Source organism: Clostridioides sp. ZZV14-6387, from assembly GCF_020657835.1.
GTDB lineage: Bacteria > Bacillota > Clostridia > Peptostreptococcales > Peptostreptococcaceae > Clostridioides > Clostridioides difficile_A.
The window spans coordinates 122,963-141,855 of the sequence record NZ_JAGWCW010000006.1 but is presented as its reverse complement, the minus strand read 5'-3'; the positions used below and the strand labels follow the sequence as shown (position 1 = coordinate 141,855).

Sequence of the window (18,893 nt, the reverse complement as noted above, 5' to 3'; positions counted from 1 at the left end):
TTAGATGTTTTGTAATAAAATGAAAAAATTTGACTTTAAATATTATAATTTTCTTGTAGGAAAAATAAGCTCTAAAGGTGTATTTATTAACCAAAGGGGTTGATTATATTTGAAAAAGAAAAGGAAGCTAAATACGAATAATGTCATGATAGTTTTAGTCTTTATACTTATGCTATCTTTTGGGATATGTATGATTGTAAAAAGTGATTTATTTGATGTAAAGAAAATAGATGTAATAGGAAATAAGAGAGTGACTAAATCAAATATAATGAAAGAACTAAATATAAATACACATGAAAACATCTTTGCATATAATTTTAAAGATATGAAAAATGAACTTATGAAAAATCCATATATAGAAAATGTAGAAATAAAAAGAAAATTTCCAAATAAAATAATTATAAGTTTAAAAGAAAAAGAAATATTTGCAGTATTAAAGAATGTAGACAATTATTGTTATATAGATAAGAAAGGTAACTTGTTAGAGGAACTTAGGGGTTCTAATGAAAGTAAAAAAGATTTAATAGTAGATGTTGATTATAGTGTTGATGATAAAACAATAAAATTTAAAAATTATAAAACTAAAGAGAACGTATTTAAAACTTTAAATTCTTTAAAAGAAGAAGGACTTTATAGAAAAATAAATTATGTAAACTTAAGAAAAGAAAGCAATGTAGATATGCTTACAAGAAGTAATATAAAAATCTTACTTTCTAATGATGATAACTTAGATTATAATATATCTAGGGTAAGTAAAATTCTGATTGACCTGCAAAATAAAAATACAAAAGGAGGGACTATAAATCTCAATTATGGAAAATTAGCTGTGTATAGTCCTGAAGGATAGACAATTGTAAGGAAGTGATATATTGAAAAGAAGATTTATAAATAAAAGCATAGTTATAGGAAGTATTGTATTGGGTGTTCTTGTTAGTTTACAACTTAAAATTATTAATATAGAAAATAGAGGTATGACAACTTTTAAAAGAGGAGAACAACTTACAGAAGAACTCAAATCTCTAAAAAAAGAAAAAGAGGATTTACAGTCAGAAATTAATAGTGTGAAGAAAGATATAGAGACTTATAGAGGTAAAAATGACGAAGGAGAGCAAGATATACTTAAGTCAGAAATAGAAAAATATGAGACCTTGGCTGGATATACAGATGTTGAAGGAAAAGGTATAAAAGTTGAGATAAATTCTGCAAAAGACTTAGGAAGTTCTGATAAAAACGATAGTATATTATATAATTATGATTTATTACTATCAATGATAAATAAATTAAATTCAGCACAAGCAAGTGCTATATCTATAAACGGACAGAGAATAGTTTCTAATACATACATGTATTTAAAAGAGGATAAGCTTTACATGAATGACACTGTCATAAAAGAACCAATTATAATAAAGGCAATTGGTGATTCTGATACATTAGCTTCTGCACTTAATATAAAATATGGTATTGTCTGGGAAATAGAAACGTATTATAATGCTAAGGTAAAAGTAAGTAAGGAAGAAAATGTAGAAATAGATGGCCATGGTGATATAAACAAAGTGGAGAGGAAATAATAGTATGAAAAAGAAAATGATTATATTAGGAGCGTTCATATTAGGCATTTTCATATCAACTTATATAAAGTCACTAGACCCAAATAAAGTGTATATAACATTGAGTCAGACTGAAAATATTGAAAGTGAGATAGAAAATACGAAGAAAGAAATAAAACATTTAAAAGAAGTACTTAAAAGTAACAAAAAAACTTTAAATGAATATAAGGAAGCAAAAGAGAATGGAAATGAATCTATCCAAACACTTATGAAAAAAGAGCTTGAGGAAGTTAAAGAATTAAGTGGTTATTCAACTGTTACAGGGCCAGGTATAACTGTCACTATGAAAGATAGTGATAGAGAGTTAAAAGATGGGCAGAATCCAAATGACTTGATTATACATGATATTGATATTTTAAGAGTTTTAAATGATTTAAAAAAAGCTGGTGCGAAAGCAATTTCTATAAATGGAGAAAGAGTACTATCAACTAGTAAGATAAAATGTTCAGGAGCCACTATTACAGTAAATGATACTACATATGGACAACCATTTATAATAAAAGCTATAGGAGATATAGATTTATTGAGTGCTGCTATAAATTCTCCAGAATCATATGCTAAATCTCTTAAAGAGATATATGGAATCAACATAAAAACACTGGAAAATAATGGTAATAAAGTGGATTTATTCGCAAAATAAAGCGAAAAATATAAAAAAATAAAGAAAAAATAAGAAAATTTAATAAAAAGGATTGTAATATACTTGCGTTTCAAAGTAAAATAAAGAGGTGAGGATTTATGATATGGGTTTTAGGAGGATTAGCATTTGGTGTAGTAGTAGGTTACTACATTCCATTTACATATTCTATGGATTATTCCATATATATGTCAGTAGCTATTCTTGCAATAATGGATTCTATTTTTGGAGCGATAAAATCCAGTTTTGAAGATAACTATGACAATGTAATTTTTGTTACTGGTTTCATAGGGAATGCTATATTAGCTATATTATTGACTTATATAGGAGAAAAATTAGGTGTTTCTCTTTATTATGTTGCTGTATTGGTTTTTGGTATGAGATTATTTAATAATTTATCCATAATTAGACGTTATGTTGTTAGCGATATTATGAATAAAAAACGTAGAAATTAAAGAGCATTTGATATATATGTAAATTATTTTATACTCAAGAGTAATATTTGACAATATAAGTAAGAAAATTAAAAAGGAAAATTTACGTTTTTGTGGAATATGTTACTTAAAGGTTAACAAAATAAAAGAAGAAAATGATATAATTAATACATACGATAACTTTGAATCATGAGAGAAGGGGGTTTATGATGCTAAACTTTGACGTAGAATTAGAAGAATGTGCACAAATTAAAGTAATAGGTGTAGGTGGCGGTGGAAACAATGCTGTCAATAGAATGGTAGAAGCGCAATTAAAAGGCGTTGAATTTATATCAGTAAATACAGATAAACAAGCTTTATATACATCAAAAGCTGAATATAAAGTTCAAATAGGAGAAAAATTAACTAGAGGACTTGGTGCAGGAGCAAATCCAGAAGTAGGAAAAAGGGCTGCTGAGGAGAGTAAAGACGAAATAGTAAAATTGCTTCAAGGAGCCGACATGGTCTTTGTTACAGCTGGAATGGGCGGTGGTACTGGTACAGGAGCTGCTCCAGTAGTTGCAGGCTTAGCAAAAGAAATGGGTATACTTACAGTAGGTGTAGTTACAAAACCTTTTGCATTTGAAGGTAAGATAAGAATGAAGAATGCTGAAGGTGGAATAGCAGAACTTAAGTCAAAAGTTGATACTCTTATAACAATACCAAATGATAGACTTTTACAGATAGTACAAAAAAATACTTCAATGCTAGATGCTTTTGCAGTTGCAGATGATGTATTAAAACAAGGTATACAATCAATTTCTGACCTTATAGCAGTTGAAGGTTTAATAAACTTAGACTTCGCAGACGTTACTACTATAATGAAAGATAAAGGTCTTGCTCATATGGGTATAGGTAGTGCTAGTGGTGAGACTAGAGCAATAGATGCTGCTAGACAAGCTATTCAATCTCCACTTCTAGAAACATCAATACAAGGAGCTAAGGGAGTTCTTCTTAATGTTACTGGTGGACCTAACTTAGGATTATTTGAAGTTAATGAAGCATCTACTTTAGTTATGGAATCCTGTGACCCAGAGGCAAATGTTATATTTGGTGCTTCTATAAAAGAAGATTTAGGTGATGAAATAATGATTACAGTAATCGCAACAGGATTTGAAGGATTACAAAGTGGTGTATTAGACTTAGACACTAAACCTAAGTCAAGCATACGTTCTTCATTGAACACAACAGTAAAACAAGCTGTAAAAGAAATTGAAGAAGAAGTAATTGTTGAAGAAAAAATAGAAGCTCCTAAAAAAGCAAGTATAATTGAAGAAGACGATGATGAGAGCATGGAAATACCCACATTCCTAAGAAGAAGAAGATAATATGGAAATTTATAAAGAAGTCAGTAGACTTCTTTTTATTTTGCCTAATTTAATCTCCTAAAGCATAAAAATACATTTCAATATTTTGAAATGTAAAAGAAGTTTTTTAATAAATGAATAAAAACAACACATATAGAAAAAAATGATAGTTGTAAGAGTTAGTATAGTTTTTTATGATTAGACAAGGGTAGTCTTATTTGTTAATATTAAATCTGAATTAAATTGTAAATATTTGAGGAAAAAGACAAATTAAAGTCTGAAAGGGGATTAAGCATGATTAAGCTAAAAAAAATTCTTTCTTTAGTGATGGTAAGTGTTCTATCAGTATCAATTCTTGCTGGGTGTTCAAAAAAAGAAGATTCTAAGGGTAAAGATGGTAAAGAAAAATTAGTTGTGTGGTCTGCACCATTGACAGACCATGATGCAGATGCATGGAAACCAATATTAGAGAAATTTGAAAAGGAAAATAATTGTGAAATTGAATTCCAAATAGTTCCATGGGATAACTATGCAGAAAAATATGCAACTGCAATAAGTGCAGGTGAAGGACCAGACATAGGATACATGTATGCAGAGATGTTTCCTCAATTTATAGAAATGGGTGCAGTTGAAGATTTGACACCTTATCTAGAAAAATCAGGAACTTCAGATAATTACCTATACTTGGATAATGCAAAAATGATGGGTGGTATTTATGGATTACCTATAGAAGCTGCTAATCCAGGAGTACTATACTATAATAAAGATATACTAGAAAAATTAGGAGAGAAACCTCCAAAAACATGGGAAGATTTTAAAAGAATATGTGAAAAAGCAACAAAAGATACTAATGGAGATGGAAAAATCGACCAGTGGGGTCTTGCACAAGGCTGGGGTTCTAAAGTATTTGGAAGCTTAAACTGGAACTGGTATCCTTATTTATGGCAAGCTGGTGGAGATATATATAATGATGATTTAAAATCAGTTAAATTTAATAATGCAGAAGGTTTAAAAGCTGCAAACTTTATAAATGATATGAAAAAATATATACCAGACAATGCTTTATCAAAAGATAGTAATGAAATGGTTGAAAGTGTATTTGGACCAGGAAAAGCTGCATTTACTATAATGTTATCTTCTGCTGCTACAAGTACTTTTGATAAATCGTTTCCAGATTTAAACTGGGGATATGTAACTTCATTAGAAGACAAGACAGTTGGTAGTTTTGCTTCAGTGGATGATTTAACATTAATGTCAGCATGTAAAAATAAAGAACTTGGATTTAAACTTCTTGAGTATATGTTAAGCAAAGAATCAATGGAAGCATTCCATAAAGAAATACCAAGAGCTCCAGTTGCAAAAGGTGAAAAATATCAAGGAGACCCAAGATTTGAAGAAATGGTAACAAAAGATAAAGATATGTATAGACCATTGACTGTTGGACCTCATGGAGTAGAGATATATGAATACTTATGGAAACAACTTCAAATGATGATAGCTGGAGATATAACTCCAGAACAAGCACTAGATGATTCTGCAAAATATGCAAACGGATTATTAGCACAATAATATAAATTTGAATTTATAGACTATGTAATTTGATTTTATACAAGTAAAAAATTTACTTGATATATTATTAAATTACATAGTCTTTTTTTATAAAAATATACCCCAAAAAGAACTAATAACTTCTACCTAGATATATTAGATTCTACAAAAAAGCTTATTTGTTTGATACTAAAAAAATATCTTTTGGCGACATAAAGTATAAGACATATATCATTGTTACTTTTAAATAGAATTTGTTTTGGATTCGACCATCAAAAGTGACATAAAATTTTGTACATACTATCTTATAATATGTTTAAAGGTTTTAAGGGGGGATACATGGTGTATATTGAGTACTATGTTATAGAAAACCTAGTAATAAATTATATTATTATAAGTTGTACTTCTATTCTCACTAAAAAATACAATCCTAAAAAAAATAAGTTATTGGGGGCTAGTTTAGGAGGTGCCTATTCTGTTGCTTATTTGTATCCATCAATGAACATATTATTCACAGTACCATTCAAAATAATAATTATGAGTATAATAACTTTAATTTCATTTAGAAGTAAGAGTAAAAAAGATTATATTCATGTAGCATTAGTTTTTTATCTAGTAAACATTTTTATTTCTGGAAGCACTTATTTTATAATTTATTTTACAGGAATAAGTCATTTAAAAATATCTTTCTTAATTGCATGTACTTATGTAAGTTGTGAACTATTAAAGTATATTTATAAAGACTTGAAAATGCTTAAATACATCAAGGAACTTACAAAGACTATAAATATAAACTTGTTAGAAAAAAATTTTTGTTGTAAAGCCTTAGTGGATAGTGGGAATTTATTAAAAGACCCAATAAGTCAAAGTGATGTAATAATAGTTAAGTCAAGTGTGTTAGAAGGGTTTATTCCAGAAAATCTATTAAATATTGACTATGAAGATATAGATATGAAGAAAGCACAAGAGATTATAGGGAGTCTAGATGATAAAACTTCAGGCAGGGTTAGGATAATACCTTATAAGCATGCTGGAAGTAATAAGACAAGCATCATAATAGGTTTAAAAGCTGATTATGTAGAAGTAGATGAGCAGAAGATAGGAAATATAATACTTGGTATCTCAAATTTTAATGATAGAGAATATGGAGCAATAATGAATCCAAATATATTGCCTGGATTTTAGGTGAAAATTTAAGGGGGACAAGGAATGTTACGATTGAAAGAAAGAATTATAAGCTTTATTACTATGTTAGGTATTAAATTAAAAATAATAAAGCCAAAAGGAATATATTATATGGGAGGAGCGAATATACTTCCTCCTCCATTAAAACCAGAAGAAGAAATGGAAGTTTTACAAAAACTAGAAACAGATGAAAGTGTAAAATCAATTTTGATAGAAAGAAATCTAAGATTAGTGGTCTACATATCGAGAAAATTTGAAAATACAGGTATAGATGTGGAAGACTTGATTTCTATAGGAACTATAGGTTTGATAAAAGCAGTGAATACTTTTAAACTAAACAAAAATATAAAATTGGCAACTTATGCTTCAAGATGTATAGAAAATGAAATATTAATGTACTTAAGAAAAAATAATAAAAAGAAAACAGAGGTGTCATTTGACGAACCTTTAAATATAGATTTGGATGGAAATGAACTCTTGTTATCTGATGTTTTGGGTACAGAAAATGATGAAATATACAAAATAATCGAAGAAGAAATAGATAGAGATTTATTAGTTATGGCACTTGACAGATTAAGTGACAGAGAAAAGCAAATTATGGAATTAAGATTTGGTCTTATAGATAAAGGTATCGAAAAAACACAAAAAGAAGTTGCTGGAATGCTTGGAATATCTCAGTCTTACATATCTAGACTTGAAAAGAAAATAATTTCAAGGTTACAGAAAGAAATGAAAAAATTTGTATAATGCTAAATTAATTCTTCTTAAAAAGTATAAAAAAATTGGAAATGTAAATAATTTCAATAGATGAATACTTTTGAGAGAGGACTGAAAATGTATGCAAATTAATAAGGTTGAAATATGTGGTGTTAATACATCGGAACTTCCAGTTCTTAAAAATAAGCAAATGAAGGAACTTTTATTAAAAATAAAAAGTGGTGACGAAGAAGCTAGACAACAATTTGTAAGAGGGAATTTAAGATTAGTCTTGAGTGTAATAAAAAAGTTTAACAACAGAGGAGAAAACATAGACGATTTATTTCAAATAGGTTGTATCGGTCTTATAAAAGCTATAGATAACTTTGATTTAAGTCAAAATGTAAGGTTTTCAACTTATGCTGTTCCTATGATTATAGGAGAAATTAGAAGATATCTAAGAGACAATAACCCAATTAGAGTGAGTAGGTCATTAAAAGATATAGCATATAAGGCACTACAAGTTAGAGAAAGATTAATTAGAACAAATTCTAAAGAACCTACAGTATCAGAAATAGCAAAAGAATTAGAATTAGAAGTTGAGTCAGTTGTAATGGCACTAGATGCCATACAAGACCCTATATCTTTATTTGACCCAGTATATCAAGATAATGGAGATGCAATATTTGTTATGGACCAAGTTCAAGACAAAAAAGATACTGATGAAAATTGGTTGCAAGAAATATCACTTAAAGAAGCTATTAAAAAATTAAATAGTAGAGAGAAGTTGGTATTAGATTTAAGGTTTTATAAAGGAAGAACACAGATAGAAGTTGCTGATGAAATCGGTATATCTCAAGCACAAGTATCAAGAATTGAAAAAAATGCTTTAAAAAATATGAGAAAGTATGTATAAGTAATCCCTGGACTGTAAACATTATTTTAAATTTAAATGACCTATATAGGTCATTTTTTTTTACTCCAATACATATTTATTTTTAAAGAAAGGGTGAGTATAATATGATTAGAGTTTCTGATATAATGGAAAAAGAAATTATAAATGTAAAAAATGGAAAAAGGATGGGATTCATAATAGACATAGATATGGATATTCATGAGGGAAAGGTAGTCTCATTTACCATCTTTGGAGATGGAAGTAGAAATTTTTTTTCAAGAGGAGGGGATGAAGAAGTTATATTTTGGAATGATATACTTAAAATAGGTTGTGATACAATAATAGTAAATATAGGTTCAGAGTTAAGCTTAGATGAATTTGAGATATAGTAGTTAAAACAAAGGAGGAATATATATGCAATGTCCTTATTGTAATTATAAAGAATCAAAGGTAATAGATTCTAGACATACAGATTTAAAATCTATCAGAAGAAGACGTGAATGTGAATCGTGTAAAAAAAGATTCACTACTTATGAGAAAATAGAAACAACTCCTTTAATGGTTATTAAAAAGGATAATAGTAGAGAGTATTTTGATAGAGAAAAGATAAAGTACGGGTTATTAAAAGCATGTGAAAAAAGACCTGTATCGATAGAAGATATTGAGAGTGTAGTTGTACATATTGAAAATGAAATAAATAAATGTTTTATAGAAGAAATTGAAACCAAAAGAATTGGTGAGATGGTAATGGACAAATTGAAAGACTTAGATGAAGTAGCTTATGTAAGATTTGCTTCTGTTTATAGACAATTTAAAGATATAAATACTTTTGTAAATGAGCTTAAAAGTATACTAATAGAAAAAGGAGACAAATGATGAAAGATTATATAAATATAAAAAATGTACAAGATATTAAAGAGTATGTTGATTTAAATGGTAACTGTAAAGAACTTGACGAAAAGTTAAATTCTATAAATCTAGTTATAACATGTAAGAATATAGATGCAAAAAGTAAAGAAGATATGTTAAAAGTATGTAAAGAATGTGATTTAAAATTTGAAAACCTAACTAGTAATTCTCAAATACATTCAGATATAGTTAACATAGTAAATAAAGATACTATAGGAAAGAGAATAGATGGAGATGCACTTATAACAAACTTAGAGAGAGTACCTCTTTTATTATTTACAGCAGATTGTGTACCTATATCAATCATAGATGCTAAAAATAAAGCCATAGGACTGGCTCATGCAGGTTGGAGAGGTACTTTTAGTAATATAGGTCATAAAACAATTAAATTAATGTCTGAATGTTATAAAACCATTCCTGAAGATTTAGTTTGTATAATTGGTCCATCAATTGGACCTTGTTGTTATGAAGTATCTGAGGATTTGGTAGAAAAATTTAACACAATTCTTACAAATAATGATGAAAAGTTTTATATAATAAAAGAAGGAAGTTACTATTTAGATTTATGGAAAATTAATGAATATATGCTGAGATGTAGTGGAGTGAAAAAGGAGAATATAATAAATTTAAATTTATGCACTAGTTGTAGAGCAGATGAATTCCACTCTTATAGAAAACATAATAAGGCATCAGAACGAATAGGAACGGTACTACAGATAAAATAGAGAGGAGCTTTTTAATGAATACTAAAGTGCTTGTTATAGACGATGAAATGCATATAGTTGAGCTATTAAAATTCAATTTGGAGGTGTCAAATTACGAAGTTAGTTATTCATATGATGGGTTTGATGGATTTATAAAAGCTAAGGAAATTAAACCAGATTTAATACTTTTAGATTGGATGCTACCAAATATAAGTGGAATAGAAGTTTTGAGAAAAATAAGAAGTGATAAAGATTTAAAAAATATTCCTGTTATAATGCTTACTGCTAAAAATATGGAAAATGACAAGGTCGAAGGACTTGAAATAGGTGCTGATGACTATATAACTAAGCCATTTAGTATAAAGGAGTTGTTAGCTAGAATTAGTTCTGTGTTAAGAAGGTATAACTTGACTAGCTTAGGTGAAGAAAATAATATACTTACTACAGGTAATTTAAAATTAGATTTATCAAAGCATGAGGTCACTAAAGGTTCTGAAAAGATAGAGTTAACACTTAAAGAATTTGAATTGTTAAAATTATTAATTCAAAATAAAGGTAAAGTACTTTCAAGAAATTATCTTTTAGATAAAATATGGGGGTATGAATACTATGGAGAAACTAGAACAGTAGATGTCCATATAAGATATTTAAGAAAAAAAATAGAAGATGAAGATAAGTCAGAAAAATATATAGAGACTATAAGAGGTGTTGGATATAAAATAGATTAAAAAGGTTATATTTTAGGAGTGTTATCTTGTGGAAGAATTAAATAGCATATATTTTTTTATTGTTATGTTATCAATAGCTATTGTGATATTATCTGTAAGATATACAATAACATTAAGAAAATATTTAAAAGAATTTATATATGTCTCAAAAAAAGTAAGTAATAATGAATACCATGCTAGACTTAACATATCAGCTAAAGGAGAGCTTGGAGAATTAGCTAGAAATTTTAATCATATGATAAAAAATATGGATAAAACATTAGAAGAAGTACAGTATAAACATCTACAGTTAAGGTCTATATTAAAGAGTATATCGCATGGAATTTTAGCTATAGATGTAAATGGAAATATACTTCTTATAAATGATGAAGCAAAAGAAATGATAAAAAGCGAACCAAATCAATTGGTAGAAGGACACAATATTAATGTTGTAATAAAAGAAGAAGAAATATTAAAGCAAATACTTAGATTTATTGGTTCTAAAGATAATGAAACTGCAAATATTACGACTAAAGACGATATAGTATATAAAATAAAAGTAGACCCAGTGTATCTTCAAAACACTAATAATGTAATAATAGGTTCTATAGTAAACATAGAAGATATTACTAAAAAAGTTAAGCTTGAAAATATGAGAAGTGATTTTGTCGCAAATGTAAGTCATGAACTTAAAACACCTCTAACATCTATAAGTGGATTTGTTGAAACACTAAAGTCAAATGAAAACATAGATGTAAATACTAGAAATAGATTCTTGGAAATAATAGAAAGTGAATCAGATAGATTAAAAAGATTGATTGATGATATATTATTATTATCATTCGTAGAAAATAAAGATACCCTTCTTATGGAAAATGTTGTGGTATATGATGTGTTTAAAGAAGTATATGAAATAACACAACATTCAGCTAGAGAAAAAAATATAGAAGTCCTATATAAATGTGGTGACAAATCAATAAGCATATTATCTAATAGAGATTATATAAAACAAGTATTTTTAAACTTAGTCGATAATGCTATAAAATACACTCAGGATAATGGGATTGTACAAGTTGTAGTTTTAAAAGATGAAGAAAAAATAGTAATTAAGGTTATAGATAATGGTGTAGGTATACCAAAAGAAGATGTAGAACGTATCTTTGAGCGATTCTATAGAGTAGATAAAGCAAGAAGTAGGGACGTAGGAGGAACGGGTCTAGGATTGGCTATAACTAAGCATATAGTTAAATCGCTAAATGGATGTATAAAAGTAAAAAGTGAGCTTGGTATTGGTAGTGAATTTATTGTTACAATACTACAAAAAAATTTCCTTAAATAGAAGGAAATTTTTTTTGTTTTTTGCACAAACTATATAAGAGAAGGAGCTGAGAAAATGGAAGAAAGTTTATTGAATGCAAATTTATTTAGACACTCTTTTATAGTTGCATTAGTTGTAGGAGTATTATGTAGAGGATTAGTTTTAAGAGTTACAGACAAACAGTACCCATCAAGACCACAAGATTATTTAGAACAGATAATAATATCAGGGCTTTCAGCTTCATTAGGTGCGATAGCATTGCCTGCACTTATAGATAAAGAGTTTTCAGCATTGACTTTTTTTGCAGTAGCAATACAACAATTTCAAGGACTTGCAGAACAAGAAAGAATAACATTAAAGAATATTGATAATGAAGAATTAGTTCCAAAAGGAGATGCTTATGTTGAAGAAATAGCCTCTACCTATGAATCTAGAAGTTATATAAGTCTCTTTTCTGCATTAGTATCTTCTATAGTTTACATTGTTTTTGCAAGAAAGTATGACCTTAGCTTTTTTTATTGTACAGTATTAGCTATTGTATCAGGAGCTCTTGTTGGTTTAATTTTTAGAAGGTTTTTAAGAAGGAATAGCATAGCAGACATAGCAGATATAGTTCCTGCAAAAATAAGCTTTGAAGGGCCTATTTTAACAGTAAATGGAGTAATAATAACTAATATAGGTCTAGAAAGTACAAGAGAAAAATATAAAAATGAATGCCTAGCTATAGAGGTTATACCAAGAGACTTAGGTGCATTTGGAATAGTAAATGATGTAGGGCAAAGACAAGCTATAATACATAATCTATTTATTCATATGGGTATAGATAAAGATGTAGATGAGGTTGATATTGTGGCTATATCTAAGACTAATCTAGAAAAAAGTACTGTGGTTATACCATATATGCCAATACTCAAAGATATAGATGTCATGATAGATGTAGTAAAGAGTACACCTATTATAGAAACATCAAAAGGGAAACAGAGTGATTTTTCTAGGAAGACTTTGTAGATTTACATGTAAAATTTTAGAATAAATATTTTAGGAGTGATTTAATGGATAGAGTATTTTTTGTTGCTGTTATTATTGGTATGACATCCAGAATTATAATGTTAAATTTAGACCAAAAACAGTACCCAACACAACCAAACGTTTTGCTATCTCAGCTTATATTAGCATTTGTCGCTTCTTCATTAGGAGCGTTATTAGTTCCAGCTCTTATAAATCGTTCTTATACATCTATAACATTTTTATCTCTAGCAGCAGAACAATTTAGACAAGTAAGAGCTAATAGAAGGAATACATTACAAAACTTAGAGGAAGTTCAACTTGTAAAGAGAGGCGCTGCATTTATAGAAGAGATAGCTAGAACTTATGAAGTAAGAAATTATATGTGTATAGTTACATCCTTTTTAACAATAGGATTGTATTATGTAATACTTGCAGAAACAAAGATAAGTGAAGGCGTAAGTTTGATAATAAGTTCGGTTTGTGGATTAGTATTAGCCTTTATACTAAAAAAACTCCTTACTAGAAAAAGTATTGGAGATATAGCTGATGTAATGCCTGCTGAGATTAGTTTTGTGAATGAGTCGATATTGAAGGTAGGAGATTTAAAAGGGATAACAAATATAGGTCTAAAAAGTGATAGAGAAGTATATATTAATAGAGGTGTAGGAATACAAATAATTCCTAAAAATAAAGATTATGCTAATGCTGGAATATTATTTGATTCAGGTCAAAGACAAGCAATAGTATACAATATATATTCAAGGTTAGGTTTATATGGAGATTATGGAGAACCTTCATTTGTACCATTACCTAGAAGAAATAAGGATGATGAAAGTATAATGATTGCTTATTTACCAATAGATAAGAATGTAGAAAAAGTAATGGAAGCTGTAAAGTCATGTCCAATACTTTCAAGTTCTAAAGGTAAAAACTTATCCCTAAAAAATTATAAAATAGGAAAGAAAGGAAGTGCATAAGATGGGAATGGATATAGGTTTAAACGAATATACCCTAGCTATAGTTACTTTAGATAAGAATATGAAAAATGGTGGAGGTTGCCCAATATTTTATGCAAACGATGAGAAAGACTTACAAAATAAGGCAATGTTGATGTCTAAGTGTGTAGGTGGAATGGTTCATGATATGACAAATGGAACGTTAATCATAGTAAAACATTAAGGTTATAAAATATTTCTAACAACAAATAGTATTCAAATTTTTAAAATACTTAAATTTGAATATTATTTGTTTTAATCTTTTTTATAGCTAGTTACTTATATTGACTATTAGAATTAAAATGTGTTATTATGACATGAAATGCTTAAAAATGCTATTATAAAATATAATAAACTTACAAACCGTATATGAAAATATATTATAATAAGCTTTGATGAATACAAAAGAGTGGTGAAAAAATTGGAAGTAAATGTAAAAAAAATAAATAACATTATAAGTAAGGTTTACAAAGATAGTATTGCAGAAGAAATGGGTATAGAAATAGGAGATTTACTTATATCTGTGAATGAACAGCCAATACATGATATAATAGAGTATAGATTCTTACTAAGTGATGAATATCTAGAAGTAGAAATACAAAAAAAAGATGGCGAAGTCTACATATACGAGATAGAAAAAGACTATGACGAAGATTTGGGTGTTGAATTTACAAATCCAATAATTGACCAAGCTAAAAGTTGTAGAAATAAATGTATGTTTTGTTTTATAGACCAGTTGCCAGAAGGAATGAGAGAAACTCTTTATTTTAAAGATGATGATTCGAGACTATCTTTTTTGCAAGGGAATTTTGTTACACTTACAAATATGAGTGAAGAAGATATAAATAATATCATTAAATATAGAATAAGTCCTATAAATATATCTGTGCATACGACTAACCCAGAATTAAGACAAAAAATGATAAGTAATAAATTTGCAGGAAAATTATATGGTATAATGAAGAGATTGGCAGATGCTCATATAGAAATGAACTGTCAAATTGTTTTATGTCCAGGTATAAATGATGGAAAAGAATTAGAGAGAACAATAAGAGAATTAGCTCAACTTTATCCATACGTAAATAGTGTTGCTATAGTACCAGTTGGAATTACAAAACACAGAGAAAATTTAGCAAACCTAGACATATTTGATAGTGAAGGTGCAAGTAGGACGATAGAACAGATACACAATATGCAAAAAAAATATCTTAATGAAATAGGGACTCGATTTGCCTTTTTATCAGATGAATTTTATATATTATCTAATAGAGAGTTACCTACATATGAAGAATATGAAGGTTTTTTACAGTTTGAAGATGGTGTAGGAATGATACGTAAGTTAAAATCAGAAATCGAAGAATATTTAAATACATTACCAGAAAAAATTCTTAAAAAAGAGAAAAGAGTTTCAATAGCTACTGGTCATTCTGCATATGAATTCATACAGAGTATGGCAAATGCTATGATGGACAAGTTTAAAAATCTTCAGGTAGATGTGTATGAGATAAAAAATAAATTTTTTGGAGAGACAATAACTGTATCAGGTCTTTTAACAGCTAAAGATTTAAGAGAGCAACTTGAAAATAAAGAATTAGGAGAAGCTCTTTATATAACAAGAAGTATGCTAAAAGCAGATGAAGAAATTTTCTTAGATAATATTGAATTAAATCAATTAGAAGAACTTATGAAAATAAAAATTATCCCATGTTTGAATGAAGGAAAAGACTTTGTGGATAAAATTTTAAAATAGAAAACAAAAGATGGAAGGAGAAACAACATGAGTATAAGTAGGCCAGTTGTAGCTGTAGTTGGGAGACCAAACGTTGGTAAGTCTACAATATTTAATAAATTTGCAGGAAAAAGGATATCGATAGTTGAAAATACACCTGGAGTTACAAGGGATAGAATATTTGCTGAAGTAGAGTGGTTAGATAAGTATTTTACATTAGTAGATACAGGAGGAATTGAACCTGATAGCGAAGACATAATATTATCTCAAATGAGAAGTCAAGCTATGCTTGCAATGGACATGTCACATGTAATACTTTTTATAGTTGATGGTAAGGCTGGAATAACAGCAGCTGATAAGGAAATTGCACAGTTACTTAGAAAGACAAAAAAACCAGTAATATTAGTAGTTAATAAGATTGATAGTCAGAGTCAATTTGACAATATATACGATTTTTATGAATTAGGATTTGGAACTCCTTTTGCAGTTTCAGGAGCTAATAGTATGGGATTTGGAGATTTATTAGATGAGATAGTTGAAAATTTTCCAGCAGGATTAGATACAGAGTATGAAGAAGATATAATAAGAGTAGCTATAACAGGTAAACCAAATGCAGGTAAAAGTTCTATACTTAACAAAATACTTGGAGAAGAAAGAGTAATTGTAAGTCCGATTGCAGGTACTACTAGAGATGCAATTGATACTTATTTTGAGAAGAATGGACAGAAATTCCTTTTGATAGATACAGCAGGGCTTAGAAGAAAAAGTAAAATATATGAGACAATAGAAAAATACAGTGTAATAAGAGCCATGAGTGCTGTAGATAGAGCAGATGTAGTATTAATTGTAATAGATGCCTTAGAAGGTGTAACAGAACAAGATACAAAAGTTGCTGGTATAGCACATGATGAAGGTAAAGGATGTATATTTGTAATCAATAAATGGGATTTAATAGAAAAAGATAATAAGACTATGAGTAATTACACAAAAGATATAAAAGAAAAATTCCCATTTATGATGTATGCTCCAATTGTGTTTGTTTCTGCAAAGACTAATCAGAGAATGAATAAGATATTGGATACAGTTGAGTATGTATCAAATGAACATTCTAAGCGAATATCGACTTCAGCATTAAATGAGGTAATTGGAGAAGCAGTAATGTTAAATCAACCACCGTCTGATAAAGGTAGAAGGTTAAAAATTTACTATGGAACTCAAACAGACATTAGACCTCCTAAGATTACATTGTTTATAAATGATAAGGACTTAACTCATTTTTCATATCAAAGGTATCTTGAAAATAAGATAAGAGAAAACTTTGGATTTGAAGGAACTTCCATAAAATTTGAGTATAGACAAAAAAATAAGAAATAAATATTTAAAATATAACTAAAAGGGGGAATTTCAGTGGAGATATTTAGTTATATAATTATCGCTGTTGTTGCATATCTTTTAGGCAATATATCGACTTCATACATAGTTGCAAAGCGAATTGCTGGAGTTGATATAAGGACTCAAGGTTCAGGTAATGCAGGTTCAACAAATGTACTTAGAACACTTGGAAAAAGAGCAGGAGCAATGACATTTTTAGGAGATGTTCTTAAAGGTGTAATGGCTGTGTTAATATCAGAGCTTGCAGCAAGATTAGTTGGTATAGATACTCTTTTAGCTGGATATCTGGCAGTTATATGTGTTGTAGCAGGTCATAATTGGCCAGCAGTTTTAGGGTTTAGAGGAGGTAAAGGTGTTGCAACTTCGTTAGGGGCAATGCTTGCTGTAAATCCAGTAATAACACTAATGTGTCTAGCAGTATTTATATTGGTGGTAGTTATAACAAAGTATGTTTCATTAGGTTCTGTCGTAGGAATCGGATGTTCACCAATATTTATGATTATAGTAAAAAATAAAGCTGGTTTAATAGTAGCTTTGTTTTTAACTGCATCAGTAATATATAATCATAGAGCAAATATAAAGCGATTATTAAATGGGACAGAGAGAAAGATTGGTCAAAAGAAAGAATAGTAAATATATTATACTCAGGTGGTGTTAAACATGGAGAAAGTATGTGTATTAGGTACTGGAAGTTGGGGAAGTGCATTAGCTTTAGGTCTTGCAAAAAAAGGTAACGATGTGAGTATGTGGACTCGAAAAGAGGAACAAGCTAAAAAAATAAATAGGACTAAAGAAAATACAGACTATTTACCAGGAGTATTATTTCCAAATAATATAACTATAAGTACTGACATAGACAAAACTATAAAAGATTGTAAAGTGATAATTTTAGCAGTTCCATCACAGGCTGTAAGGAGTACTTGCCAAAAAATAAAACCATTTATAAAAGAGGGACAAGTTATTGTTAATGTGGCAAAAGGTCTTGAAAAAGGTACTGGACTTAGATTATCTCAAGTCTGTGAAGAAGAATTACCACAAAATCCATATGTAATACTATCTGGACCATCTCATGCTGAAGAAGTAGCAAGAGAAATCCCTACTACAGTAGTAGTAGCTTCTGAAGATTTAAAAATAGCACAGATGATACAAGATTTATTTATGAGCCCTAAGCTTAGAGTTTATACAAATCCAGATATAGTTGGAGTAGAACTTGGAGGAGCATTAAAAAATATTATAGCCTTTGGAGCCGGAATATGTGATGGATTAGGATATGGTGATAATGCAAAAGCTGCTCTTATGACAAGAGGTATTAGTGAAATGAGTAGACTTGGAATTGCTATGGGAGCTAATGTGTCTACATTTGCAGGTCTTTCAGGTATAGGAGATTTAATTGTTACTTGTACAAGTATGCATAGTAGAAATAGAAGAGCTGGTATACTTATAGGTCAAGGTATGAGCCTAGAAAATACTTTAAAAGAAGTAAAGATGGTTGTAGAAGGTATAACTGCCACTGAAGTAGCACACGATGTAGCTGAAAAATTGAATATAGACATGCCAATAACTAATGCTATATATTCTGTAATAAACAAAGGTTCAGATCCTAAGGAAGTTGGAATAGAACTAATGATGAGAAGTAAAAAGCATGAAATGGAAGAAGTCGTTTTAGGTGATGAGATATAAGTCATTGTAATACAAAATAAAAAAATAATAAATTTGTTTTAGCCCTCTTTAATATAAAGAGGGCTATTTTAATTTTATATAGCATAGTCTATGTATATACAGT

21 protein-coding genes are annotated in these 18,893 nt (G+C 28.8%); all 21 read left to right on the top strand.

What is annotated here, in order from left to right; all coding sequences use genetic code 11:
• The first annotated feature begins 109 nt into the window (after positions 1–109).
• The 21 genes from KGF38_RS05780 to KGF38_RS05680 all read left to right on the top strand — a co-directional run bounded on the left by KGF38_RS05780 (position 110) and on the right by KGF38_RS05680 (position 18,790).
• A complete protein-coding gene (locus KGF38_RS05780; RefSeq protein ID WP_074178507.1) occupies positions 110–847 on the top strand; it encodes an FtsQ-type POTRA domain-containing protein in 738 nt (245 codons plus the stop codon).
• Between the two features lie 22 nt (positions 848–869).
• Complete coding sequence (locus KGF38_RS05775; protein ID WP_054271220.1) at positions 870–1,568, top strand: DUF881 domain-containing protein; 699 nt, start codon at positions 870–872, stop codon at positions 1,566–1,568.
• 4 nt (positions 1,569–1,572) lie between these two features.
• Positions 1,573–2,247 (top strand): DUF881 domain-containing protein, encoded by a 675-nt coding sequence (locus tag KGF38_RS05770; RefSeq protein ID WP_074178506.1) that lies wholly within the window; start codon positions 1,573–1,575, stop codon positions 2,245–2,247.
• Positions 2,248–2,345: 98 nt separating this feature from the next.
• On the top strand, positions 2,346–2,699 hold the full coding sequence (locus tag KGF38_RS05765; protein WP_054271218.1) for a small basic family protein: 354 nt from the start codon (positions 2,346–2,348) through the stop codon (positions 2,697–2,699).
• Positions 2,700–2,887: 188 nt separating this feature from the next.
• Positions 2,888–4,045 (top strand): cell division protein FtsZ, encoded by a 1,158-nt coding sequence (gene ftsZ / locus KGF38_RS05760; protein WP_054271217.1) that lies wholly within the window; start codon positions 2,888–2,890, stop codon positions 4,043–4,045.
• Positions 4,046–4,318: 273 nt separating this feature from the next.
• Positions 4,319–5,593 (top strand): ABC transporter substrate-binding protein, encoded by a 1,275-nt coding sequence (locus KGF38_RS05755; protein WP_074178504.1) that lies wholly within the window; start codon positions 4,319–4,321, stop codon positions 5,591–5,593.
• A gap of 318 nt (positions 5,594–5,911) precedes the next feature.
• Entirely contained in the window at positions 5,912–6,757 is an 846-nt protein-coding gene (locus tag KGF38_RS05750; RefSeq protein ID WP_074178503.1) for a sigma-E processing peptidase SpoIIGA, read from the top strand.
• Between the two features lie 24 nt (positions 6,758–6,781).
• On the top strand, positions 6,782–7,504 hold the full coding sequence (gene sigE, locus KGF38_RS05745) for an RNA polymerase sporulation sigma factor SigE (protein ID WP_054271215.1): 723 nt from the start codon (positions 6,782–6,784) through the stop codon (positions 7,502–7,504).
• Between the two features lie 91 nt (positions 7,505–7,595).
• Positions 7,596–8,369: an RNA polymerase sporulation sigma factor SigG gene (gene sigG / locus KGF38_RS05740; protein WP_054271214.1), complete on the top strand. Its 774-nt coding sequence runs from the start codon at positions 7,596–7,598 to the stop codon at positions 8,367–8,369.
• A 104-nt stretch (positions 8,370–8,473) separates the two neighbouring features.
• Positions 8,474–8,737: a YlmC/YmxH family sporulation protein gene (locus tag KGF38_RS05735; protein ID WP_054271213.1), complete on the top strand. Its 264-nt coding sequence runs from the start codon at positions 8,474–8,476 to the stop codon at positions 8,735–8,737.
• A 25-nt stretch (positions 8,738–8,762) separates the two neighbouring features.
• A complete protein-coding gene (nrdR, locus tag KGF38_RS05730) occupies positions 8,763–9,224 on the top strand; it encodes a transcriptional regulator NrdR (RefSeq protein WP_054271212.1) in 462 nt (153 codons plus the stop codon).
• A complete protein-coding gene (gene pgeF, locus KGF38_RS05725; RefSeq protein WP_219673179.1) occupies positions 9,221–9,982 on the top strand; it encodes a peptidoglycan editing factor PgeF in 762 nt (253 codons plus the stop codon). The genes nrdR and pgeF overlap by 4 nt, the downstream gene beginning before the upstream one ends.
• Before the next feature lie 14 nt (positions 9,983–9,996).
• A complete protein-coding gene (locus KGF38_RS05720; protein WP_003416112.1) occupies positions 9,997–10,689 on the top strand; it encodes a winged helix-turn-helix domain-containing protein in 693 nt (230 codons plus the stop codon).
• 28 nt (positions 10,690–10,717) lie between these two features.
• The gene (locus tag KGF38_RS05715; RefSeq protein ID WP_074178501.1) at positions 10,718–12,007 is read left to right on the top strand and encodes a HAMP domain-containing sensor histidine kinase; all 1,290 of its coding nucleotides are present in this window, start codon (positions 10,718–10,720) and stop codon (positions 12,005–12,007) included.
• 54 nt (positions 12,008–12,061) lie between these two features.
• Positions 12,062–12,994: a YIEGIA family protein gene (locus tag KGF38_RS05710; protein WP_054271209.1), complete on the top strand. Its 933-nt coding sequence runs from the start codon at positions 12,062–12,064 to the stop codon at positions 12,992–12,994.
• A gap of 44 nt (positions 12,995–13,038) precedes the next feature.
• The gene (locus KGF38_RS05705) at positions 13,039–13,971 is read left to right on the top strand and encodes a YIEGIA family protein (protein ID WP_054271208.1); all 933 of its coding nucleotides are present in this window, start codon (positions 13,039–13,041) and stop codon (positions 13,969–13,971) included.
• A 1-nt stretch (position 13,972) separates the two neighbouring features.
• Positions 13,973–14,173, top strand: coding sequence for a capping complex subunit for YIEGIA (locus tag KGF38_RS05700; RefSeq protein ID WP_021385530.1), 201 nt, complete (start codon positions 13,973–13,975; stop codon positions 14,171–14,173).
• A 237-nt stretch (positions 14,174–14,410) separates the two neighbouring features.
• Positions 14,411–15,739, top strand: coding sequence for a DUF512 domain-containing protein (locus KGF38_RS05695; RefSeq protein ID WP_054271207.1), 1,329 nt, complete (start codon positions 14,411–14,413; stop codon positions 15,737–15,739).
• Positions 15,740–15,766: 27 nt separating this feature from the next.
• Positions 15,767–17,092, top strand: coding sequence for a ribosome biogenesis GTPase Der (gene der, locus KGF38_RS05690; RefSeq protein WP_054271206.1), 1,326 nt, complete (start codon positions 15,767–15,769; stop codon positions 17,090–17,092).
• Positions 17,093–17,125: 33 nt separating this feature from the next.
• Positions 17,126–17,740: a glycerol-3-phosphate 1-O-acyltransferase PlsY gene (gene plsY, locus KGF38_RS05685; protein ID WP_021385546.1), complete on the top strand. Its 615-nt coding sequence runs from the start codon at positions 17,126–17,128 to the stop codon at positions 17,738–17,740.
• Positions 17,741–17,770: 30 nt separating this feature from the next.
• Positions 17,771–18,790 (top strand): NAD(P)H-dependent glycerol-3-phosphate dehydrogenase, encoded by a 1,020-nt coding sequence (locus tag KGF38_RS05680; RefSeq protein WP_054271205.1) that lies wholly within the window; start codon positions 17,771–17,773, stop codon positions 18,788–18,790.
• Positions 18,791–18,893 lie beyond the last annotated feature (103 nt).